Here is a 22,191-nt window from a genome sequence, read left to right as displayed (position 1 = left end):
CAAATTTCTCGTTTAGTTGCGAGGCGACTCTCGGCATGAGTGATTGGAGCGGAGGCTACGGTTCAGGGAAGCGACCCGCGGGCGCGCGGATCCCCGTCAAGGTGCATCGCCATGTCTCGCTGATCCAGCTTGGCGATCCCATCCTCGCCGAGGAACTACTCGCTCGAGCTCGCCTTAGCCAAATGATCATCGGACGGCTCACCGACGAAGTGCTCCTCATCGAACCGGGCAAGGCCCAAGAGGTCGTCGAGGAACTCAAGCGGATGGGTCACACCTCCAATGTCATGGGAGCTTCATGATCGCTGCCAAAAGCGACGACCACCGCCCTTGGCTCCAGCGTTACTCCTCCGATCTACTGGAGCGGACCGCTGAACGAGCCGCCCGCTTCTCCCGTTCGAAGAAGGCCAAGGAATCGTCGGACCGCTTGGTCCAAGCCCTCGCGAGCAAGCGTTCGGTCGGCAAGATCATCGACGAACTCGACGAGGCCGCGCAAGAGGCGCTGGCGATTTTTCGCCGATCGCCCCTGATCGAGTGGCGCTGGGATCACGCGATGCGCTTGCTGGGGGCCTGTTCGATCCGGTCTCCCTACCGCGCGGTGCAATCGCTGCTGACCGACGGCTTGTTGTGGATGCGCCCCTCGCGTCCCGGCGAGGAACTGACCCGGTTCGAGGTCAACGACGGGTTGCCGATCGAGGCCCTGCCGGTCATCACCCTGGCCGCACCCCTCTCGGAATCGCTTCCCGACCAGGCCAGTCCCGTCAAGGGGCTGGTGGGGACGGAGGCCTCGGGATCGTGGCGTGCCGCCGACGGCTGGGAATACCCGATGCGACTGGCGCTCTTGTGGCGCCTGGCGACGCGCTTGCCGATTCGCCGTACCCAGCAAAACATCCTCTTCAAACGCGACCAGGAACGGATCGGACAAAATAGTCTCCTCGAGGCACCTTTCGTCGACACGCCCGAGGCGTGCGACCAGCTCGGGATGCTGACGTACGCTCTGGCGGTGCAGGGAGGCATGCTCGATCGGTTTTGCGACGAGCAGTTCCCGACCGAGTCACTCGCCGACCATTGGCCGGCCGATCGCAACGAGCTCTTGCTCAAGTGTCTTGGCGACTTGATTGGCGTCGAGAACTGGAATGAGCTGGGCGAGGAGACCCCGACCGGCCCGTTCGCCTCGGAGATGGCCTCGGCCCGCTTTCTCGTGCTGTATTGGCTCGGCAGCCTACCGCCCGAACAGGGGGCCAGCGTCGAGCAGCTCGCGAGCAAGCTCGAACAATGTCACCCGCCTTGGACGGAGACCGGCGAACGAATCGGCCCCTTGCGTCAGGAAGAGACGCGGGCCCGTCTCGCCCGCAAGTGGATCCGCAAGTTCGTCTTTGGCTCGCTCTATCAGACGGGGGCGGTCGAGATCCTCCAAACCGGCGACGGCGAGGACCTCGCTCGTCTCAGTCCCTGGGGCAAGCGGTTTCTCGGGGAAGAGGTCGAGCTCCCGGAACTGCCGGCGTTTCCCGGCACGTTGCTCGCCCAGCCGAATCACGAAGTGGTCGTCTATCGCCAAGGCCTGTCGGTCGAACTGCTGCGCCGGCTCGCGGTCTTCTGCGAACCGAAGACGCTCGGAGCGGCCCTGACGTACGAGATCTCCGCCGATTCGGTCTACATCGGCCTCGAGGCGGGGCTCAGCGCCGACACGATGATCGAGACGCTCGAACAGTATGGAGGCCGAGAGATCCCGACGGGACTCTCGACCTCGATCCGAACCTGGGCGGAACGGCGCGAGCGGATCCGCGTCTTCCCACGCTGTTCGCTCTACGAGTTTTCGAGCAAAAGCGACCTCGACGACGCCGTCGAACGGGGGCTCGAGGGGACCGCGATCACCGATCGGATCTTGCTCGTGGCCGGCGACGCGGGGGCGACGCTCAAGAACTTGCGGATCACCTCCTCGCGGAACTACTCGGTCGGGTCCGAACCGTGCGTCAACGTCGATGCCGACGGGATCACGTTGCACATCGACCTAGCCAAGTCGGACCTCCTGCTCGAGACCGAACTTCGCCGCTTCGCCGACTCGGTCGAGAGAGAGAGCGGCGAGGGACCGAAAACCTTCCGCCTCACGTCCAAGTCGCTGGGGCGGGCGCTCGACCAAGGGCTTTCGATCAGTTTTCTCGAGGAATGGTTTCGGCGCCGCACCGGGGAGAGCCCCCCGCCGAGCGCTCAGCTTCTCTTCCGCTGCGCCGCGCGGGCGGAGGTCGAGATCAAGTCGCTCGTGGTCCTACGGACCGATGACGAGATGCTCGCCGACGGGCTCTTGCAGCATCCGGCGACCGCGGCGTGCTTCCAATCGCGCCTCGGCCCCAAAGCCCTCGTGGTCGAGCCCGAGAAGAGCGCGGAACTGACCGGCGCCCTGGAAGCCCTCGGCGTCGACATCTCCGGCGAAGGACGGCTCGTCCGCGGCGGACTTCCAAGCGACTCCGAATCGACCGCCTGAATGAACGATGAGTCCCCCTCCCAGGCATGAAATGGGTCCGTTTTTGACGAAAATGGATCCAAAACGGACCAACGACGATCGAACTTGTCGCCGAAACGGGCCTCTTTAGAGACAGAATCGTCTCGATTCCGACCGGTCGGCGTCCCCCGAACCATCAGCGGAGACTGTTGCGGTGAAAAAGATCCCCCCCGTCAAATACATGCGGGACTTCTATCCGGAGCTCATGCGGCAACGGCTCGAGATCGAGTCGGCCTGGAGAGCCGTCAGCGAACGGGCCGGCTTCGAGCCCTGGGACGCCCCCATCGTCGAGCACCTCGATCTCTTCACCCGCAAGTCGGGCGAGGAGATCGTCACCCAGCTCTACACCCTGACCGATCGCGGCGACCGGGAGCTGGCGATTCGTCCCGAGATGACGCCCTCCCTGGCCCGGCTGATCACGCAGCGCCAATCGGCCCTGCCCCGTCCAATCAAATGGTACTGCAGCGCCCGGATGTGCCGCTATGAGCGCGGTCAGCGAGGACGCCTACGCGAATTCTGGCAGTGGAACATCGACCTGCTCGGCGTCGCGGACGTCACCGCCGACGCGGAGGTGATGAGCGTCGCGCTGGACGGCTTGGAGGAGTTTGGGCTCGGTCCCGCCGATGTCGCCCTGAGGCTCAACTCGCGCGATCTGCTCGCGGCGCTGCTCGGCGCCCTGGGCATTCCCGAGGAGCACCACGCCGCCGTCTATGCCGTCACCGACAAACGGGGCAAGGTCCCCGACGAGACACTGACGAAACTCTACGAGGAGCTCGGGCTCGACAAAGCGACGCTGGAGAAACTGCTCGCGGTGATGTCGTGTTCGACTCTCGAGGAACTCGATCGGGCCGCGCGTGGCGCGGGGCTCGTCGGATTCGAGGCGGAAGTCGAGAAACTACAGCGGCTCATCGGCTATCTCGAGGCGCTCGGCAAGGGGGACTACGTCGTCTTCGATATCGGGATCGTCCGCGGACTGGCCTACTATACCGGACCGGTCTTCGAGATTTTCGACCGCAACGCGGAGCTGCGGGCGATCTGTGGTGGCGGGCGTTACGACCGGTTGATGGAGACGATGGGTGGTCAGCCGATGCCGGCGGTCGGGTTCGGCATGGGTGATGTCGTCCTTGGCGAACTCCTCACCGAGAAGGGTCTCTGGGGCACCGCGCCGGCGAATGTGGTGGCCCAGGCCGTCCCTCTTGCAGACGAGCGGATCGCCGACGCGATGCGGCTGGTGGCGTCGCTGCGGGCAGGCGGCATGATGGCGGACTACGTGATGAAGTCCGGTGGGTTGGGAAAAGTGCTCAAGCGTGCCGGGGAGTCGGGCGTTCGCTGGGTCATTTTTGTCGGCGGCGACGAGTGGGACTCGGGGCAGGTGCGGGTGAAGGAGCTGGCGACGGGAGAGGAGCGGCTCGTCGGGACCGACGGCAAGGAGTTGCTCGCGTTGATCGCGAAGACGGCGCTGTGAGGGAACGTCGACTTTCCTCCATCGCGGAGCGACAAAGTCAGTCCATTGGCCTCCATCGCGGAGCGACAAAGTCAGTCCATTGGCCTCCATCGCGGAGCGATGGAGGAGACAGCCGCCCGGTCCCTTTTAGGGGCGGGGGGTTTGGGGGGTTGGGATTTCTTTCCTCTTCCTGAAGCGACGCCGTAGGCGTTAGCCAGTCACGTCTCCCAATGGACGTCCATGCGACCTTCGGGCTCTTGTGGCTGCGCCACCCCGATTGGCAAGCAATCGGGGCCACCCAGGAGAGTTTTTTCGCCTTTCTCCCCTAGCAACGAGGGAGGTTCTCCCCCGCCCCCTCTTCTGCTAAGCTATTTCTACCATGGCGAGTCTCAACCGCTACGAACGCGCTCTGCACGCCTATCTTGGCCGACACGGCATCCCCTATTGTCCGGTCAAGGAGACGAAGCGCGCGATTTGGGACGACGAGCCGCTCAAGAATTTTGATCTAGTGGCGTATCCGGCCGGCGATCGGCAGCTCCTGATCGACGTCAAGGGTCGACGGACCACGGCCAAGCGTCCCTACCTCGAGAACTGGGTCACCCAGGACGATCTCGAGAGTCTCGATCGTTGGCAGTCGCTCTTTGGCCCTGGGGCGGCCGGTCTCTTCGTCTTCGCTTATGAGCTCTCCTCCGGGGTACGGGAGGCTTTCATCGATCGGCAATCGTTCGCGGAGCGTCGCTACGGCTATCTCGGGATTGGTGTCGACGACTACCGTCGTCATGCTCGGAGGCGTTCGCCGCGTTGGCGGACGCTGAGTCTCCCGCGGGCTCTCTTCCGCGAGTGCGCCCGCCCGCTGTCTTGTTGGCTCACGGTCGACCCGGCGGAACCGCGACGTGGTGACGCGGTCCTTGCCGACGATTCGGTCCAGGTGTCCTTCAAAGGAACCGTTTGATGCTGATGCGTGTGATTCGCCGTCGCTTGGTGGCGGGCTTTGTCCTGATGGGTGTTGTCTGGATGCTCATGGCGCCGCTGGCGGCGGTTGCCCAGGAGGAGGAGTCGTCGTCCTCGGGCTATTCGGACATCACGACGTACATCATCGCCGGGGTGCTGATGGGGGGCACGCTTTGGTGCGTGCTTCGGTCGAGCGGCCGGAGTTGGTCACGGTAGGAGCGAGTCCATTGGCCTCCATCGCGGAGCGATGGAGGAGAAAGCCCCCCGGTCCCTTTTAGGGGCGGGGGGTTGGGGGGCTGGGGTTTCTTTCCTCTTCCTCTGACGCGACGCCGCAGACGTTGCCCCGTCACCTTTTGCCGTGGGCCTTCGCCCCCCTTGGGGCTCTTGTGGCTGCGCCACCCCGATTGGCAAGCAATCGGGGCCACCCAACACGGACGATCGCCTTCTTGCGGACTTTCGTGTCCCCCATTTGTCCGTTCGCGCCAATTCATCCACGAGGCGTACTTCTTTCGGCGTCCGCAGCACTTCCCGAACACGACCCTCTGGCTCGTTGTTCCAGGGATGCTTGCCTCAGGTTCAACCTCCTCGGCACCGCGTCGGTGCGGGGGATCGCCTGCTCGGACGCCAACGCTTATGGAGATCGAACCGATGATGCTTCGTACTTGGGTCCTCGCGGGTCTGTCGTCCGTCCTCCTGGCCGGTGCGGTCGTGTCGGCGGCCCCTGATCGCCAACTCTTCCCCCAGCAGGTCCGTGAGTTCGTCATGGGCCGGGTCGGCCGGGCGCTGCTCCTGCGTTCGGAAATCGACCTCACGCCCGAGCAGCGTGGCGCGATCGCCAACGTGCTGAACGACGATCGCCAGACGCGGTTGCGGCGGATGGAGACGCTGATCGTCGAAGCCCGCAAGCTGCGTGAAGCCGTCCTGGCCGAAGCGCCGGACGACCAGGCGATTCGTAAGGCCGCCGACCGCGTGGGAACGGCCCTGGGAGACGCCGGGGTGGAGTGGTCCCAAGTTGCGCGGAAGGTCCGCCCGATCCTGAAGCCCGAGCAACGCGAGAAGATCGAGGCATTTCGGGCCAAGAACGAGAAAGCGACCGATGAGTTTCTTGGGTCGTTGATCGGGAAGTAACTCGAAGCGCGGGAACATCTGGCCCCTGGAGGAAGAAGGGGAGGTTGTGAACCACAGAGGTCGCGGAGAGCGCAGAGGGGGAAAGAGGAGAGTTGGGAGCGATCCCGAAGAGCCGCGATGGGGACGAGCCGATCTTGTCTCGCCAGCGGGCGTCGCCTTGCATTGAGCAAGGACCAAGGGAACCACGGAGAACACAGAGGAAACCGGCGGAAAGAGAAAGCAGCCATCGAGCGGCGGATCGTCGGACGAGCACGAGGGATGAAGCAAATGGTCTTGAGCAATTCAAACCCCATCCCGGTTACTGCTTTCGTCTTCTGCTCACCTACATCGTCGACCTCTGGCCCACCCTCCATCCTGAGCCCTCCCCCCCTCTGCGACCTCCGCGGCCTCTGTGGTGAGTTCCTCTTCTTCTCCCCTCTTGCTTCCCCTTCTCCCTCTCCTCTCCAACAGTCATCGAAATGGCGAGCCGCCGGACCACCCTCCATCCTGAGCCCTCCCCCCTCTGCGACCTCCGCGGCCTCTGTGGTAAGTTCCTCTTCTTCTCCCCTCTTGCTTCCCCTTCTCCCTCTCCTCTCCAACAACCACCCGACGAGTACGGGCTTGTCAGTTTTCTGTCGGGGACGTCATCAAAATGGTGGCGAATCTCCCGCCTTGAGCCCTTTTCGACGATTTTCGGCCCTTCGAGGCTCTTGGCACAGCGCCTGCGTTACTCCCCTAGCGACGACAACAAAGACCTTGCCAGCGGAGGAAGACGCATGCAGGCAATCGGAGGAATCAGGCGAGCGATGATGCTCGCGGCACTCTCGGGAAGCACCCTTCTCTTCGGCACGTCGCAAGCCCGCGCGGGCCACGATAACCCCTACGCCCTGGCGGGGCTGCTCGTCCAACAGGCCGGTCAGTTCCAGTGCTCGGTGGCAGAGATGTCCAAGCACGTCCCGGTCTGCCCCGACCTCTTGCGGCATGCCGGCGTCCTTCAGTCGCAGGCCTTGCTGCTCAATGGTCAGCTCCAGGCGGGATCCGCGCAGTGCCAACTGGAGGAAGTCGTCCGATCGCTCGAGCAGACCCAGGCGTGTGCCGAGGACGAGATCGAGGACTTGCGGGTTCCGCGGCGTTCGTGTGCCTACCCCGTCTACAAGCAAGCGTCATGCCTCATCGAGGACATCGAGGACACGATCGATGACTTGGAGGACGCGATCTGTCATCTCGATCGCTACCGAGGCAAGGGATGCGCCATCCAACCGGTCCGAGGTCGTCCCTACGGCAACCTCCCAGGGCTCTTTCGCGGCCACGTTCCCGGCTACAACGTCAATCCTGGCCCCGCACGACGAGGAGCGACCCCGCCCCGGGTCTTCCACGAGGAGCCCGTGATCCCGCAAGGCCCAAGCATCCAGCCGGTGCCCTCGGCCCCCGTGCCACGGCCGCCGCAACTGGCTCCGGCGCCCACGCGGCCAGAGGGGTCTTCTTATCACCGGGCGAGGCGTCCTGGCCGTTCGGTACTGACGCCGGTCGGCAACCGAAGCACCAACTTCGAAGGTCGTCTGGGACCGCTGCGGTTTCGGTTCTAACATTCCGAGGACTCGCCGGGGGCGCCCTTTGTCGCGGCCCCGGCCTGGATCGATAGCGGGTGTTTTGGCAACAATGGTCTCCGGAAGCCGCTCGGAACACGTCAACATGCGAGCGGCGACCAGACGACAGCCTTCGGCACCCGAACCCATCTAAGAGACGATGTTGAACGCGGTCCGCCCCCTCCCCTTGATTCTCCTGCTTGTCGGCCCCTTGGGCTGCTCCGGCGTCAATGCCTCGAAGTTCGAACCGATCTTCAAGACCGCCGACGACATCGAGACCTCCACTCCAGAGACGTTCACCGAGCAGCGAAGCCTCTTCAACCGGGCACTCTCGACTCTTGAGGAGCAGCGGCTCAGTTCGAGCGAACGAGGGGTCGTTCGCCTCCTGGAGCAAGCCGCCCAGGAATGGCTGCTGGCCGACATCGCGTTCGACGAGTATCGTCAAGCGACCGACCAACGCCAACGCGACGCCGGACTCGCGCACGCCACCGAGGGTCTCGAACGGGGAAGTCGCTACGTCGAGAAAGCCAAGCAACTCGTGTCGGGTGGTCGCCTCTTCTGACCACGCAAGCCACCAACGCGATCGCCCATCGACAAACAACGACTTGGCATCACGTCGCCTGGGGTGTCGCGTCCATGAAGAATCGCATCGCGGCCTCCGCGAGCAGTTCGGGATGACTCAGGTGAGGTAGGTGCCCGCAATCGGCAATGGTCAACCGCTGGGTGTTGGGAAGCCCTTCGACAAGCTCGTCGGCTTGCTCGGGCGGCACGAGCGGGTCCTCCTGGCCACTGACCACGAGGACCGGTTGCGACACCGATCCGAGGATCGGCGAGAGGTTGGTCGCGTCGACCGCGCGACTTTGAGCCGCGGCGGTGCGAATCGGAATGAGCCCGCGGCGCTGCGTCAGGAAGTCGACCAATCCCGGATCGCGCGCCAGCAGCGACTTGCCGTGAAAACGAGTCACCATCAACTTCATCAGCAGTGATTTGCCAAGATTGCCCCGACTGCGGCCGGCGAAAAAGCGAACGAATCGCTCGCGGGCCTTGAGCGGTCGATGGACGAACCCACTGGCAAGGACCGCGGCGGTGATTCGGTCGGGAGCCCGCGCCATCGCGCGGACACAAACCGTCGTCCCGAAGGAGATGCCGAGAAGTCGGAACGTGGCGTGCCCCAGATGGTCGCCGAGCGCCAGGAGGTCCTCGACGTAGTTCTTGAGCGAATACGCCGCGAGATCGGCCCCGTCATCGCTGTTGACGCCGGGGTAGTCGAAGACGGTCACCTGGAAGCGCTGGGCGAGCTGCACCATCAGGGTCGAGTAGAGCATGATGCTCGAACAGATGCCGGGCACGATCAGTAGGGGAGGCCCCGCGCCCATCGTGGCGTAGCGGATGTTGTAGCGGGGCCCGTCGAAGACGTGCTGGTAGGCCTCGACGTCGAAGCGCTCAAGCATCTGTTCGAGGGAGAGCAAGGCGGATGTTGCCTCGTCTTCTCCCTCCGCCGAAACCGCGGTCTCGCTCACGATGGGGCCTCGTTAGTGGTCGCGCCGAAGAAGCGTTCCCCGGCCTTGGCCAAGACATCGGGATGACTCAGATGGGGAAAATGGCCGCATTGGGGAATGAGCATCACCCGAACGTCCATCAAGCGTTTGGCGATCTCGGAGGCTTGCTGGGCCCCGACGAGCCGGTCGTCGCTGCCGTGAACGACAAGCACCGGCTGACGAACCTCGGCCAGCAGTTCGCGCAGATCGGTTTGATGAATCGCACGGGCTTGAGCGGCGGCGGCGCGCACCGGAGCCTCCCCCAACTGAGCAACGAGAAAATCGGTCCGTTCGGGCGCGTAATGATCGATCTCCAGCCCGTGGTTATAGCGAGTGACCATGCTCATGAACGGAATGTGGCGCATCCGTCCGGGCCAGTGCTGGAGTACGTTCAGCAGGAATTGCTCCGACGCAACCAGACGGCGCAGCGCGAACCCGCCGAGAAAGATCGCCCGCGTCGCTCGCTCCGGGGCTCGCACCAGGGTCTGGGTCGTGATCGAGACGCCGAACGAGGACCCAACAAGACCGAATCGCTTGTGACCGAGGTGGTCGGCCACCGCGAGCAAATCGCTCGGATAGTCCTCAATGCGGTAGCGCGACAGATTCGCCCCGTCGCCGGTTCGCATTCCCGCCAACTCGTAGAGCACAACGCGAAAGGAACTCGCCAGGGCCAACGCCAGGGGCGCGTAGATGCGGCTGGGCGAACACATGCCCGGCACCAGGACCAGGGGAGGGCCCTCGCCGAGCGAGGCGTGATGGATGCGATAGCGCGGTCCATCGAGGACGCCGGTCTCGGCCTGGTCGTCGAATTGCTCGAGCAAGTCGTTCAGAGGCGTCAATGGGGTCGATCGAGGTGGCAATTCGACCTGACCAGTGGATGCTTCCGCCATGCTTCCCCAACACGTGGACATAGGACCAGGAACGTGGTGACGCCCATCCCTCTATTCTCGGCATGCGGCGGTTCGGGTCAAGCCGCACGTTCGCCGCCGGCCAACTCGAGCGATTCTTTTCGTTGACCTGATCGCGGTCAGCCCGTATGAGGCGAGCGCCCGCGAGGAGGCAATCTTGGGCAGGAAACTATCGAAATCGAGGGCACGACGATGAAAACGTGGACGATCTGGATCGGGGCCGCGTCGCTGGTCGCGGTGATGAGTCTCCCGAGTTTGGGACAGGACTGGCGCGATCGAGCGCGGGGGCTCTTCCGAGGGGCCACCAATCGGTTCGTGGCGCCGCGGCAGGCGACGCAGCGTTCTGGCGATCCGCAGCCGCAGAACGTTGCCGCCAACGAGATTCGGATCGAGCGTCACATGACCCGCGCTTCCGATGGGTGGAAGCTGGTCGCGACCCGCTACCAGGTGCCCGGCAAGCTCGTCGCGGGGCGAATGCCGGTCATTTTGTGCCACGGCTTCGGCTACAACGGCCGCTTTTTCGACATGCGCGAGGACGCGAGCCTCGCCCGCTACCTCGCCCAAGCCGGCTTTGACGTTTGGGCCGTCGATCTGCGCGGGAGCGGCTTAAGCAGCAAGTGGGCTCCCACCGCCGCCGGAGGAGCGACCGCCCTGCTCGATCGCGTTATCCCGACCGGAGCCGAAGTGCCCGCCCAGGGCTTCGGAAGCCTCGACTTCAAGTACGCCAATTGGACGATGGACGATCACGTCGACAAGGACGTCCCCGCCCTGATCGACTTGGTGAAACAAAAAACGGGCGCCCCGCAGGTCGCTTGGGTCGGCCACTCGATGGGGGGCAACGTGATGCTGGCCTATCTGAGCAAGTACGGCAATAACGGGTCGGTCGGCCGCTTGGCGACGGTCGGTTCGCAAGTGACGATGCCCAATGGCCAACTGATGATCGAGTTCCTGATCGAGCTCTTCACCCGCCGGCAGGGCCAACTCTTCGGGAATCAGCTCGATGCCCAGGACGCCCTCGACAGCGTCAATAGTATCTTCTTCAACGAAGCCAACACCGATCCGATCATCCAGAAGGCTCTCTCGACCGGCGGCGTCGCCTACGACATGCCTTCGATCAACCTGATCAAGCAATACCGCCTCTTCGCCGACCAGGGGAAGCTCACCAGCGAGAATCGGCAAGTCGATTACTCGTCGGGACTTAGCAAGATCCAAATCCCGACGTTGGTGATGGCGGGGAGTGTCGACCAGGTCGCCCCGCCGCGGACCCAGCGTGAGTTGCTCGAACGCATCAGCTCGAACGACAAGACGCTGGTCTTTCTCGGACGCCACCGTGGCATGGGCGCCGAGTACGGCCACAGCGATAGTCTCGTGGGTCTACAGTCGTCCCGCGAGGTCTACCCGCTCCTCTCCTCGTGGTTGGCCGGCCAGCGGGTTCAAGCCGACCGCTAAGTAGAGAAACGTCGACGAGAGACCTACTGCATCTTCTCGACATCGTCGCGAATCTCTTGAAAGTCGACGAAGTGCATGCCCGCCAACGAACGAAGTTCGCGGGCGACGAACCCCTGTGTCGACAGGATCAAGAACCGTTTCCCGCGAGCGTGCAACGTCCGCATCGGCCGTTCGAAGTCGGCGTCGCCGCTGACCAGGACGGCCATGTCGTAGTGCTCGATCTGGTTGAACATGTCGAGGACGATCTCGACATCGAGATTGGCGCGTTTGCGGTCACTGCCGTCGGAGAGATGAATCGTTCGCAGCTCTTTGGAGACGACCGTGTATCCCATGTAACTAAGAGCTTTGAGAAACCCCTCTTGCTGAGGATCCGCGTTGTAGTCGACCCCGATGTAATAATAGGCGTCAACGACATCCCCTCGTGTCCTAACCCATTCCAGCAACTTCTTGGGATCGATCCACCAGTGAAGCCGGTCCTTCTGCATGTAGAAGAAGTTGGCCCCGTCCACGAACACGCAGGTTCTCATCGATTCTATCCTTGCGTTGGTTCTCTCACGCCCGGAGAGGGGCCAACTTCCAATCATAGTCGGCACAGACTCTAGGACGCGCGGCTCCCACCGCTCTCGGTGGCGAGCTCTCCCCAGTTGCTAGGCGCACTGATCGTGACGACGCGTGATCACTCCCCTTCCCTTCAACTCCAATCAAGGGACGTTGGAGGGAGAGGCAATAATCCTCAGCACGCTCTCACGAAGGTGATGAAAGACGCGGTGGGCGGAAACGCCCAAGTGGTGGGGAAAAAGAGAGAGTGACCCCGACGGGATTTGAACCCGTGTTGCAGGAATGAAAATCCTGTGTCCTAGGCCAGGCTAGACGACGGGGCCGGTGGCAAAAAACGCGATCAACAAGCGTTGATCATGATGTCCGATGGTAGAGATAGGACACGTTCTCGTCAAGGCACCCGTTTGACGCCCTTTCGGCCATAAAAACACAACTCGAAACCCAAAAGAGAGTTACGACCAATCCAGCATCCGGTTCCATTCTCCTTGTCCGCCCACACACAGCTCGCCGCGTCTTCACACGTTGCGCCTTGGAAGACACTTCCAAGCGACCGCCAACCGTGTCGTGGTCCTGCCACGAACGCGGTCACCGTCGCGACGGACCGGATGCAAAGGCCGTTCCAGTCCTCCATGCCCACCTCCTTTGAGGCGAGTCAATGGTCCCAGGGACAACCCTAGCGTGAATCGCTCCTGCCCACTCCCCGACTCGTCTTTCCCGGTGAAACCGTAGTTAGGACGGTCGCTCGACACCGAAACAAGTGGAGCAAGGTTTTTTCCGTGAGATTGAAAAGACGCCCGCCAGCTTCGCCGCTTTCTCGCATCGAAACGGGTGCGGCAGGATGAGCGATCATCCACCGCTACTGGTTGGTCACCAGCCAACCTGGCTCCGCAAAGGCCATGTCGTCAACAACTCGCCTCGGGGAGACGTTGGGCCCCACGGTCGTCATCATCGTGATTTGGAAAGTGTCACGCGCCCTTCCAACCGGTGTTGGTCCAGCGAATTCCCCCCTTCCTGACTCCCACCGACCAATCGCACTCGCTCCCGAAGGACTCTCTGGTACGCGATCTGCTTTCGCTGCTCCACGACCAGTCGTCAACCACCGCAAATAGCCTCACCTAACGAGGTGTTCGTCGTGGTCGACGCTCGGCGAACGTCCTCCTCCCCGGCCTTCGCCACCAGGGAATGCGAAACCACCTTGTGAAAGGACCTTCGATGTATCACCACGTCAAGAAGCTAATGTACACCGTGCACGTGGACGATCCCGATCCCCGCTTCGGCAAGATGTTGCTGGAACAGTTCGGCGGAGCCAACGGCGAACTCGCCGCCGCGATGCAGTACTCCATCCAGGGGCTCAACTGCGAGGATCCCGCTCGCAAGGACTTGCTCATGGACATCGGCACCGAGGAGCTGAGCCATCTCGAAGTCATCGGTGCCCTGGCTCGTGCCCACCTGAAACCGCTACGGGAAAAGGGCGATGCGGCCGTGGAAGATCCGCTCATCGCCGTCGTCGGCGGAGGCGGCGTCTCGCTCAACAACTCCCAGGGCAATCCCTGGACCTCCGACTACATCAACGTCACCGGCCAGCTCGAAGTCGACCTCCGGGCCAACATGGCCGCCGAAGCGGGAGCCAAGATCGTCTACGAGCGGCTCATCGGCTTCACCGACGATCCTGGATCCAAGGAGGCGCTCAAGTTTCTCATGACCCGGGAAATCACGCACCTCAAGGCCTTCGGGGCCGCCCTGGAGAGCATGGACAAGGGTCCGCTGGAGATCGGCGAACTCAAACCCGAGAAGGAGTGGGTCGACAAGTACTTCAACGACTCGACCGGCGAGGGTGATTTGGGCAAGGACGCGACCGGCCCCTGGAACAAGGGCAAGGAGTGGGAGGTGATCGAGAACCCCGCCTTCGAGTCGCTCAAGAGCTGAGTCGCGGCATTCCGTAGTGGGGTCACTCCCCGATGGTGGACCATCGACGCGTTCCGGCTGGACAAGTTCCGGTCGGAACGCGGGATGATGGCCACCGGAACCCGTACAATCGTGACGGATACGTCAGGAAGCCCATTTGTACGGGAGCATGCCGCTTTGAAGTTCGCGATCTGCAACGAGTTGTACGAGCAACGTCCCTTCGAGGAGATCTGTCGCTCGGTCGCCGAGATCGGCTACACGGGACTGGAAATCGCGCCCTTCACGCTGGCGCCCCTGATCACCGACGTCGACGCCGAACGTCGGGCCCTCCTCAAGCGACAGGCCTCCGATGCCGGGGTCGAGATCATCGGCTTGCACTGGCTCTTCGCGAAGACGACCGGGTTTCACCTCAATTCGACCGACGAAGCAGTTCGCGTCAAGAGCGCCGATTATCTCCGGGCGCTCGCCGACGCCGCCGCCGACCTTGGGGGCTCGATCCTGGTCCTCGGATCGCCGGACGCTCGCCGAATTCCCGAGGGCACTTCCAACGACGAAGCGCTCAAGCTCGCCGCCGACACCCTTTCACGTGCCTGTGGAACCCTCGCTGATCGAGGCGTCACCCTTTGCATCGAACCTCTGGCGCCGACGGAAACCGACTTTCTCCAAACGGCCGACGAGGGGGCTCGCCTCATGAAGATGGTCGACCATCCCAACGTCCAATTGCACCTCGATGTGAAGGCGATGTCGTCCGAAACGCCTTCGATTCCGGAGATTGTCGCGACGCATCTCGGCCATACCGGGCACTTCCACGCCAACGACGCCAACTTGCGTGGCCCCGGCATGGGCGAGACCGATTTCCGTCCGATCTTCCAAGCTCTGCTCGAGCACCACTACGACAAGTGGGTCTCGGTCGAGGTCTTCGACTTCAAACCCGATCCCGAAACGATCGCTCGCGAGAGCCTCGCCTACATGAAGCAATGCCTCGCCGACATCGGAGCGGCGACATGAACGACTTCGGCCAACGCCTCAGCGACGCGATTCTCGCGAAGAAGACCCCCGCGATGGTCGGCATTGATCCCCGTTGGGAACTGCTCCCCGAGGAGCTTCGCCGCGATGCCGTCGCCGAGCACGGAGAGACAACCAAGGCGGTCGCCCAGGGCTACCAAGTCTTTTGCCAGCGCGTGCTCGACGAGGTCGCCGATCTCGTCCCGGTCGTGAAGTTCCAGATGGCCTTCTTCGAGGCGGCCGGCGCGGAGGGCTTGCTGGTCCTCTCCCAACTCGTCGACCACGCTCACGACGCCGGCTTGCTCGTCGTCCTGGACGGCAAGCGCAACGACATCGGCAGCACCGCGGCGGCTTACGCCAACGCCTACGTCGGGTCGATCGGCATTGGTTCGACCACGCTGCGCCCCTGGAACGCCGACGCCCTCACGGTCAGCCCCTACCTGGGAACCGAAGGCATCAACCCGTTCGTCGAAAGCTGCGATAAGCACGGAACCGGGATCTTTGTTCTGGTCCGGACCAGCAATCCCGGCGCGGGGGCGATCCAGGAACTCAGCGCCGAGGGCCGATCGGTCTGCGAACGGGTCGCGGACCTGGTCGAGGGAGCTTCGGCTTCGCTCACATCAACACCAGACGGCTACGGCCCCTTGGGCGCCGTCGTCGGGGCGACGGTTCCCGAGCAACTCGTGGCGCTGCGCAAGCGAATGCCGCACGTCCCCCTGCTCATCCCCGGCTACGGGGCCCAAGGGGGAAGTGCCGCCGACACCTCGGCTGGCTTCGATGAGCGCGGGCTCGGCGCGGTCGTCAACAGCTCGCGGGCGATCCTCTTCTCCTACCGTCTCAAGGACGGCGCCGAGGCGCCCTGGAAGGATTCGTTCGCGACCGCCGCCCGGCGAATGATCGACGATCTCGCCACCCACACGCCCGCGGGCCGGCTTCGCTAACGCTCCGATCGCCAAGTTCGTCGCCGAAACGCTGTCGGGAGCGATGCTCGCGTTGGTGTGGGCGTCTTCTCGAATCCGTGGCGTCTCGCGCATGCCCACGCGGCGGGGGCATGGCACCCAGAGCCAAGAGGTCTCCGCGGACGAAGCTTCCTCGGCCTGACGATGAGCGTTGGTTAGAATGGAGTTGAGCAGATGACACCAGGAGACTTGGGATGCAACTCGAACTGACCGACGAACTCAAGCAACACGTGGCCGACGAGATCAAGTCAGGCCGGTTTCAGACCGAGCAAGAGGTCGTCCTCGACATGCTCGAGCGTTGTCGCCAGTTCTTCGTCACGGACATCGAGGATCTGCGCCGGGAGATTCAAGTCGGGATCGACGAGATCGACCGCGGCGAGTTCGTCTCCGCCGAAGAGGTCTTCGCGCAGCTCCGGAAACGCAACAGGCAGCTTCGCGAGAAGGTTTGATGGATGTCAATTTCTCGCCTCAGTCCCAGAAGGACCTCGACGAGATCCACGACTACATTGCGGCGGATAGCCCCGAACGTGCTCTCTCGTGGATCCGCCAGATCGAAACGGCATGTACCAGCCTGAGTGAGGCACCTCTTCTCGGAACGCCACTCGCGATCGGCCTTCGCCATGTGCGAGCGACGACCTACGGAAACTACGTCATCTACTACCGGGTTCGCGACGATCAGGTCGACATCCTGCGGGTCGTCCACGGAGCCAGACGGCCACTCGGATCGTTGTGAAGGGTCGCGGCATCGCCCCCGGCTACCGCGGATGATCGACGTTCAAGATCTCGCCGACCGACTTTTCGATCCCTTGGCAGATCGTGTCGAGTCGCAGATCGTTGCTGTCGCGGCCGAAGGGTTCCTCAAGCGACTCGGCAAGCAGCTCCATGCCGACCATGAAGTAGGCGATGAACGCGGTCGCGGGAATGCACCAAGCCCCAAGTTCCTCGGTGAGCCCCCAGGGAATCCAAACGAGGTAGAAGATGACGCACTGGCGGATGACCGAGAGGTAGCCGGTCGAGATGGGGGTCGACTTGATGCGTTCGCACGCCCCACAAATGTCCATGTACGCGCGGCCATGTACGTCGAGGATGAAGCTGTCGGTGCCGTCGATATGCCCTTCCCGCTTCCAACGTCGCAGTTCGTGCTGTATCTCTCCCGCGAGATAGGCGGGGACGTGGGTGACCGACCCATCGTGGGGAACCTCGACCGGAAGGGAGGCGACATCAACTCCTTCGCGAAGGTGCTCCTTCAGCACGTAGGGAAACGCGACGATCAATTCGCCGATGCGGTCGGAGCCGACGCCCGTATGACCTAGGAACTCGCGCGACTTGATCGCGAGGTTGCGAGAATCGTTGACAAGCTGCCCCCAGAGCTTGCGCCCCTCCCACCAGCGGTCGTAGGCGGAGTTCATCCGAAAGACGATCAGCACACTGAGCACGGCACCCGCCACCGTCTCGAAGCGGGAGTCGACCGTGATCGCCATCCAGGGCCATCGTTGGATCACGAGATGAACCAACGTCGCGTAGAGGCAGGTCAACAGTACGAAGATCGTGACACGGTAGAACAGCCCATGATCCGGGCAGTCGGATCGAACACTCATCAACTACTCCGTTGCCTCCATTGAATACTATCAACAGACCCTAGCTGCCAGCACGTCACCACCGCGAACCCGATGCGCGGCCCCGGAATCGAGCTTGCCAGGGCTCGAAGGATGCCCCAAAATTAACCTGGGGGAGGTACCTACCGCAAACTCACGGGGAATCACTTCATGGTTAAGTTTCGTTCGCGCTCCGCGTTCACCCTCATCGAACTGTTGGTGGTGATCGCGATCATCGGTGTTCTTGTCGGTCTGCTCCTCCCTGCCGTGCAGTCGGCGCGCGAAGCCGCCCGGCGCATGCAGTGTCAGAACAAGTTGAAGCAGCTCACCGTCGCTTTGGCCAACTATACGGACTCGGCGGGGCGTTTCCCCCCGGGGCACGTCTGGATGTCGACGGCTGCCGTCCCCACGTCAGGCCAAGGTCGTGGCGCCAGCTGGGGAGCGAGTTGGGCACTGATGCTCCTTCCTTACATGGACAAACAAGCGATCTACGATAAGTACAACTTCCAGCTCACCTCAAGGACGCCGGAAAACTCGACCGTCAACCTCATGCAGATCTCGGATTTCCTATGCCCATCCCAGTCCGTCCCCACGACTCCCTTGACTCAGGATTACAACGGTCATGCGAAGATGCATCTGGCGGCGAACTTTGGCCCCGGACAGCAACTCGACCTCGGCGACTTCACCACGCAATCCCAACGAGGCCCCTTCAGTGCCGTCGCTCAATGGGGAGCGGCGCCCGAGGACATCGCCGATGGAACATCCAAAACGGTCGCGCTGTCCGAAATCATGGCGCTGACTACCGTCAGCTATGACGGTCGCGGCGCGTGGAATTATGTCGTCGGTCTCTCCTTCTGTGGCGATGACGGCCAATTGACCCCCAACTCACTGATCCTCGACGAGCCTCCCTACTGTATCAACAGCGCGACCGTTGCCCCGCCCTGCTCTTCGGACAACACTGGCTCCAGCTCCGTCCAGGGGGCTCGCAGCGTCCACCCCGGCGGCGTTCACGTCAGCTTCTGTGACGGGGCGGTCTCGTTTATCAGCGACTCGGTCGACTCGACGGTCTGGGATGCCGCGCTCGGCATCTCGGACAATCAAATCGCGGAAGGTCTGTAGTCGGACGCCCGATTGCGCAGTTACAGGAGTGTATAAGTGACGAGCGTCCAACATCTCGGGCGAGTGGGGATAGGTTTGGCTTGCCTGCTACCGCTCTCCCTGGTGGCAGGTTGCGGCGGAGATAGCGGTCCGCCGAAACTATCGGCCACCGATGCCAACAGCCAAGTCGCGAAGAATCTCGTCGAACGCATTGCCGAGATCAAGAAGGTCGCCTCCAGCAGCACGACCCAGGCGAGCAACGAGTTGGCGATCCTCAAGGAGAGCTTCGAAGGTGACGCCTACAGCAACTTCGGTCCCAAGCAGGGGACCGTTGACGAGATCCATGCGGAGCTTGACAAGCTGATCAGCTTGTCAAAGTCCAACGGCTCGAAGAAGGAGATCCTTGCTGGTCTCGACCAGATGGAGACAAAGGCCAAGTCTCTAACTGCACCGTAGAGACGGCCCAGTCGCTCCAGGCCCAGTAGAAGTTCTTGCAACCACTCAAAGCGAAACGCCCGTCCCAAAGTGACTTGGAGACGGGCGTTATCGTTGAGGCTTCCATGTTGTCAGGACCTAGGTCTCAGCTCTTCATGAAGTTCCGCAAGACGGTCTGAAGAATACCGCCGTTGCGGTAGTACTCGACCTCCACCGGCGTGTCGACTCGGCAGATCGTCGTGAACTCGGTCACCTTGCCATCGGCGGCGGTCGCGCGAACCGTCAGCTTTTGGCCCGGCGTGATCCCCTCGGCGATGCCGACGATGTCGAAGACTTCGTCCCCCTTGAGCCCGATCGTTTCATAGGTATCCCCCTTCTCGAACTGAAGCGGCAAGACACCCATGCCGACCAGGTTCGAGCGGTGGATACGTTCGTAGCTCGAGGCGATGACCGCCTTGACGCCCAGGAGGAGCGTTCCCTTGGCGGCCCAGTCGCGCGACGATCCGGTGCCGTACTCGGCGCCGGCGAGGATCATCAGCGGCGTCCCGCTCTCCTTGTACTTCATCGCCGCGTCGAAGATCGACATCTGCTCGCCCGTGGGCAAGTAGGTCGTCACGCCCCCCTCGGTGCCGGGAGCCAGGAGGTTCCGCAAACGGATGTTGGCGAACGTCCCCCGCGTCATCACGCGATCGTTGCCGCGGCGCGATCCGAAGCTGTTGAAGTCGGACCGCTCGACGCCTTGCGATTCGAGGTACTTCGCGGCGGGACCGTCGGCCTTGATCGCCCCGGCCGGGGAGATGTGATCCGTCGTCACCGAGTCGGCGAGCTTCGCCAACGCCCGGGCGCCGGTGATGTCCCCGACCGCGTCGGGCTCGATCGGAAGGTCGAGGAAGAAGGGCGGCTCCTGGACGTAAGTGTTCGCGGTATCCCACTCGTAGATCTGGCCCTCGCCGCCGCTGATCGCTTTCCAGTGGTCATCACCTTCGAAGACGTTGGCGTAGCGCTCGCGGAACATTTCCGGCGTGATGACCGAAGCGACCACGTCGGCGATCTCCTGCTCGGTCGGCCAGACGTCCTTGAGCATGACGGGCTGACCGTCGGCTCCGGTGCCGAGCGGCTCGGTCGTCAGGTCAACCGTCACACTCCCGGCCAGGGCGTACGCGACGACCATCGGCGGGGAGGCGAGGTAGTTGGCCTTCACCAGCGGATGAACGCGTCCCTCGAAGTTGCGGTTGCCCGAGAGCACCGACGTGGCGACCAAGTCCCCAGTCGTGACCGCCTCGGCCACGGCATCGGGAAGAGGCCCGCTATTGCCGATGCACGTCGTGCAGCCGTAGCCGACGGTTTGAAAGCCCAACTTGTCGAGGTACTCGCTCAGGCCCGACTTCTCGAGGTAGTTGGTGACGACACGCGATCCGGGGGCGAGACTCGTCTTCACCCACGGCTTGACGTTCAGCCCCTTCTCGGCGGCCTTCTTCGCGACCAAGCCCGCCGCGACCATGACGTCGGGGTTACTGGTGTTGGTGCAGCTCGTGATCGCCGCGATCACCACCGCGCCGTGATGCAACTCCGCGCTGTCGCCGTTGGACTTGAAGGTCGCCGACTTCTCCAGATCCGAGCCCGAGAGCCCGAAGCCTCGCTTCTCCGGCGGCGTGGTCAGCGTCGTCGCAAAGGCCGACTTCATGTCGGTCAGCTTGACGCGATCCTGCGGACGCTTGGGACCGGCCAGGCTCGGCACCACGGTCGCGAGATCGAGCGAGAGGGTCTGCGAGTACGTCGGGTCGGTGGCGTCATCCGTCCGGAAGAGCCCCTGGGCCTTGCAGTACTTCTCCACCAAGTCAACCAGTTCGTCCGTCCGACCACTCTGGCGAAGGTACTTGAGCGTCTCGTCGTCGATGGGGAAGAAGCCCATCGTGGCCCCGTACTCGGGCGCCATGTTCGCGATGGTCGCCCGGTCGGCGAGCGACATGTTCGAAAGACCCGGTCCGAAGAACTCGACGAACTTGCCGACGACGCCGGCGGCCCGAAGCATCTCCGTCACCGTCAGGACCAAGTCGGTCGCGGTGGTTCCCTCGGGGAGCTCGCCGGTCATACGGAAGCCGACCACCTCGGGAATGAGCATGTAGATCGGCTGGCCGAGCATCACCGCTTCGGCCTCGATGCCGCCCACGCCCCAACCGAGGACGCCGAGCCCGTTGATCATCGTGGTGTGGCTGTCGGTTCCGACCAAGGTGTCCGGGTAGGCGACCGCGGTCGAACCCGAGTCGTCCTTGAAGACCCCCTTGGCGAGGTACTCAAGATTGACCTGGTGGACGATGCCGGTCGCGGGGGGCACGATCTGGAAGTTGGAAAAGGCTTTCTGGCCCCAACGCAGGAATTCGTAGCGCTGCTTGTTGCGATGGAACTCGATCTTCGCGTTGAGGTCTAGCGAGTCGGCGGTTCCGAAGTTGTCGACCTGGACCGAGTGATCGATCACCAAGTCGACGGGGCACGTCGGATTGATCTTGGTGGGATCCCCACCCAGTCGCGACATCGACGAACGCATCGCGGCGAGATCGACCAGGGCCGGAACTCCCGTGAAGTCCTGCAGGATGACTCGAGCAGGCTTGTAGGGAATCTCGGTCGGCTCCGCGGCGGTCGGCTTCCAACCCGCGAGGGCGCGGACGTGATCCTCGGTCACGGCGAAGCCATCAACGTTTCTTAAGACGTTCTCCAGCAACACCTTAATGCTGTAGGGCAAACGATCAATGGGACCGAGCCCCGCCTCGTCGAGCTTCTGGAGCGAGTAGTAGCGGACTTCACCTGCGGCCGTAGCGAGAGTCGCTTGGGCATCAAACGCGTTCGAGCTGGGGCTCATTGGTGGTGCGTCTCCGGCAAGATTCAACATTTGGTTTCGTACTGGTTAAAGTATGGTGGGCGCACGGGACCGCCAAGGAGAGGTTTCTCCCTCGCTCGCGTCGAAAATTCCCCGCCACCACCATCGATTCACCAACCATTCCGCCCTCGACGCCGCGTGTGATCGAGCCATCGGGGACCATCACGAGGAACTTTGCGGCTCGTAGCGGTTCGACGAAGCCTGATGAACAGGTAGGAAATATTCGGATTATAGGAGTTCTCAACAGACTAAAGCGACTGGGGGGTTCCAGCCGAAACAAA

General features: G+C 62.9%; 20 protein-coding genes, 1 tRNA gene and 1 pseudogene. 16 read left to right on the top strand and 6 right to left on the bottom strand.

Annotation, left to right across the window (positions count from 1 at the left end; all coding sequences use genetic code 11):
- Positions 1 to 35 precede the first annotated feature (35 nt).
- The 8 genes from Pan216_RS06595 (at position 36) to Pan216_RS06555 (ending at position 8,147) form a co-directional block, all read left to right on the top strand.
- Entirely contained in the window at positions 36 to 299 is a 264-nt protein-coding gene (locus tag Pan216_RS06595) for a hypothetical protein (RefSeq protein ID WP_145256520.1), read from the top strand.
- Complete coding sequence (locus Pan216_RS06590) at positions 296 to 2,479, top strand: helicase-associated domain-containing protein (RefSeq protein ID WP_145256517.1); 2,184 nt, start codon at positions 296 to 298, stop codon at positions 2,477 to 2,479. Before Pan216_RS06595 ends, Pan216_RS06590 begins: the two co-directional genes overlap by 4 nt.
- Positions 2,480 to 2,651: 172 nt before the next feature.
- The gene (gene hisS / locus Pan216_RS06585) at positions 2,652 to 3,962 is read left to right on the top strand and encodes a histidine--tRNA ligase (protein WP_145256514.1); all 1,311 of its coding nucleotides are present in this window, start codon (positions 2,652 to 2,654) and stop codon (positions 3,960 to 3,962) included.
- A 358-nt stretch (positions 3,963 to 4,320) separates the two neighbouring features.
- Complete coding sequence (locus tag Pan216_RS06580) at positions 4,321 to 4,893, top strand: HYExAFE family protein (RefSeq protein ID WP_145256510.1); 573 nt, start codon at positions 4,321 to 4,323, stop codon at positions 4,891 to 4,893.
- Positions 4,893 to 5,108 (top strand): hypothetical protein, encoded by a 216-nt coding sequence (locus Pan216_RS06575; RefSeq protein WP_145256507.1) that lies wholly within the window; start codon positions 4,893 to 4,895, stop codon positions 5,106 to 5,108. The genes Pan216_RS06580 and Pan216_RS06575 overlap by 1 nt, the downstream gene beginning before the upstream one ends.
- A 432-nt stretch (positions 5,109 to 5,540) precedes the next feature.
- Positions 5,541 to 6,020: a Spy/CpxP family protein refolding chaperone gene (locus tag Pan216_RS06570; RefSeq protein ID WP_419193336.1), complete on the top strand. Its 480-nt coding sequence runs from the start codon at positions 5,541 to 5,543 to the stop codon at positions 6,018 to 6,020.
- Positions 6,021 to 6,775: 755 nt separating this feature from the next.
- Entirely contained in the window at positions 6,776 to 7,585 is an 810-nt protein-coding gene (locus tag Pan216_RS06560; protein ID WP_145256501.1) for a hypothetical protein, read from the top strand.
- Between the two features lie 160 nt (positions 7,586 to 7,745).
- Entirely contained in the window at positions 7,746 to 8,147 is a 402-nt protein-coding gene (locus Pan216_RS06555; protein ID WP_145256498.1) for a hypothetical protein, read from the top strand.
- A gap of 49 nt (positions 8,148 to 8,196) precedes the next feature.
- On the opposite strand, the gene Pan216_RS06550 is transcribed toward Pan216_RS06555, so the two are convergent.
- On the bottom strand, positions 8,197 to 9,105 hold the full coding sequence (locus Pan216_RS06550) for an alpha/beta fold hydrolase (RefSeq protein ID WP_145256495.1): 909 nt from the start codon (positions 9,103 to 9,105) through the stop codon (positions 8,197 to 8,199).
- Positions 9,102 to 9,962 carry an alpha/beta fold hydrolase gene (locus tag Pan216_RS06545; protein WP_419193335.1) on the bottom strand — a complete coding sequence of 287 codons (861 nt, stop codon included), beginning with the start codon at positions 9,960 to 9,962 and terminating at the stop codon, positions 9,102 to 9,104. Before Pan216_RS06545 ends, Pan216_RS06550 begins: the two co-directional genes overlap by 4 nt.
- A gap of 261 nt (positions 9,963 to 10,223) precedes the next feature.
- On the opposite strand from Pan216_RS06545, the gene Pan216_RS06540 reads away from it, so the two are divergent.
- The gene (locus Pan216_RS06540) at positions 10,224 to 11,480 is read left to right on the top strand and encodes an alpha/beta hydrolase (protein ID WP_145256489.1); all 1,257 of its coding nucleotides are present in this window, start codon (positions 10,224 to 10,226) and stop codon (positions 11,478 to 11,480) included.
- 23 nt (positions 11,481 to 11,503) lie between these two features.
- Here Pan216_RS06540 and Pan216_RS06535 read toward each other — a convergent pair whose 3' ends face one another.
- A complete protein-coding gene (locus Pan216_RS06535; RefSeq protein WP_145256487.1) occupies positions 11,504 to 12,007 on the bottom strand; it encodes a LabA-like NYN domain-containing protein in 504 nt (167 codons plus the stop codon).
- A gap of 279 nt (positions 12,008 to 12,286) precedes the next feature.
- Positions 12,287 to 12,361: transfer RNA gene (locus Pan216_RS06530), tRNA-Glu, on the bottom strand.
- 889 nt (positions 12,362 to 13,250) lie between these two features.
- Between Pan216_RS06530 and Pan216_RS06525 the strand changes: the two are divergent.
- The 5 genes and pseudogenes from Pan216_RS06525 to Pan216_RS06505 form a co-directional block, all read left to right on the top strand.
- Positions 13,251 to 13,952 (top strand): annotated as a pseudogene (locus Pan216_RS06525) (manganese catalase family protein); the annotation flags it as partial.
- A 168-nt stretch (positions 13,953 to 14,120) separates the two neighbouring features.
- Positions 14,121 to 14,951 carry a sugar phosphate isomerase/epimerase family protein gene (locus Pan216_RS06520; RefSeq protein WP_419193334.1) on the top strand — a complete coding sequence of 277 codons (831 nt, stop codon included), beginning with the start codon at positions 14,121 to 14,123 and terminating at the stop codon, positions 14,949 to 14,951.
- Positions 14,948 to 15,889 (top strand): orotidine-5'-phosphate decarboxylase, encoded by a 942-nt coding sequence (pyrF, locus tag Pan216_RS06515; protein ID WP_145256481.1) that lies wholly within the window; start codon positions 14,948 to 14,950, stop codon positions 15,887 to 15,889. The genes Pan216_RS06520 and pyrF overlap by 4 nt, the downstream gene beginning before the upstream one ends.
- A gap of 212 nt (positions 15,890 to 16,101) precedes the next feature.
- On the top strand, positions 16,102 to 16,356 hold the full coding sequence (locus tag Pan216_RS06510; protein ID WP_145256478.1) for a ribbon-helix-helix domain-containing protein: 255 nt from the start codon (positions 16,102 to 16,104) through the stop codon (positions 16,354 to 16,356).
- Positions 16,356 to 16,640, top strand: coding sequence for a type II toxin-antitoxin system RelE/ParE family toxin (locus tag Pan216_RS06505; protein ID WP_145256475.1), 285 nt, complete (start codon positions 16,356 to 16,358; stop codon positions 16,638 to 16,640). The genes Pan216_RS06510 and Pan216_RS06505 overlap by 1 nt, the downstream gene beginning before the upstream one ends.
- Positions 16,641 to 16,662: 22 nt before the next feature.
- On the opposite strand, the gene Pan216_RS06500 is transcribed toward Pan216_RS06505, so the two are convergent.
- Entirely contained in the window at positions 16,663 to 17,505 is an 843-nt protein-coding gene (locus tag Pan216_RS06500; RefSeq protein WP_145256470.1) for a bestrophin family protein, read from the bottom strand.
- A gap of 168 nt (positions 17,506 to 17,673) precedes the next feature.
- On the opposite strand from Pan216_RS06500, the gene Pan216_RS06495 reads away from it, so the two are divergent.
- Positions 17,674 to 18,621, top strand: a complete 948-nt coding sequence (locus Pan216_RS06495; RefSeq protein ID WP_145256468.1) for a DUF1559 domain-containing protein — start codon at positions 17,674 to 17,676, stop codon at positions 18,619 to 18,621.
- Between the two features lie 36 nt (positions 18,622 to 18,657).
- Entirely contained in the window at positions 18,658 to 19,056 is a 399-nt protein-coding gene (locus Pan216_RS06490; RefSeq protein ID WP_145256465.1) for a hypothetical protein, read from the top strand.
- Between the two features lie 124 nt (positions 19,057 to 19,180).
- On the opposite strand, the gene acnA is transcribed toward Pan216_RS06490, so the two are convergent.
- Positions 19,181 to 21,892, bottom strand: coding sequence for an aconitate hydratase AcnA (gene acnA / locus Pan216_RS06485; RefSeq protein ID WP_145256463.1), 2,712 nt, complete (start codon positions 21,890 to 21,892; stop codon positions 19,181 to 19,183).
- Positions 21,893 to 22,191 lie beyond the last annotated feature (299 nt).

The organism is Kolteria novifilia (assembly GCA_007748055.1).
In the GTDB taxonomy this organism is placed as follows: domain Bacteria; phylum Planctomycetota; class Planctomycetia; order Kolteriales; family Kolteriaceae; genus Kolteria; species Kolteria novifilia.
The sequence above is the reverse complement of the archived record's forward strand: the minus strand, read 5'-3'. Positions and strand labels throughout refer to the sequence as shown.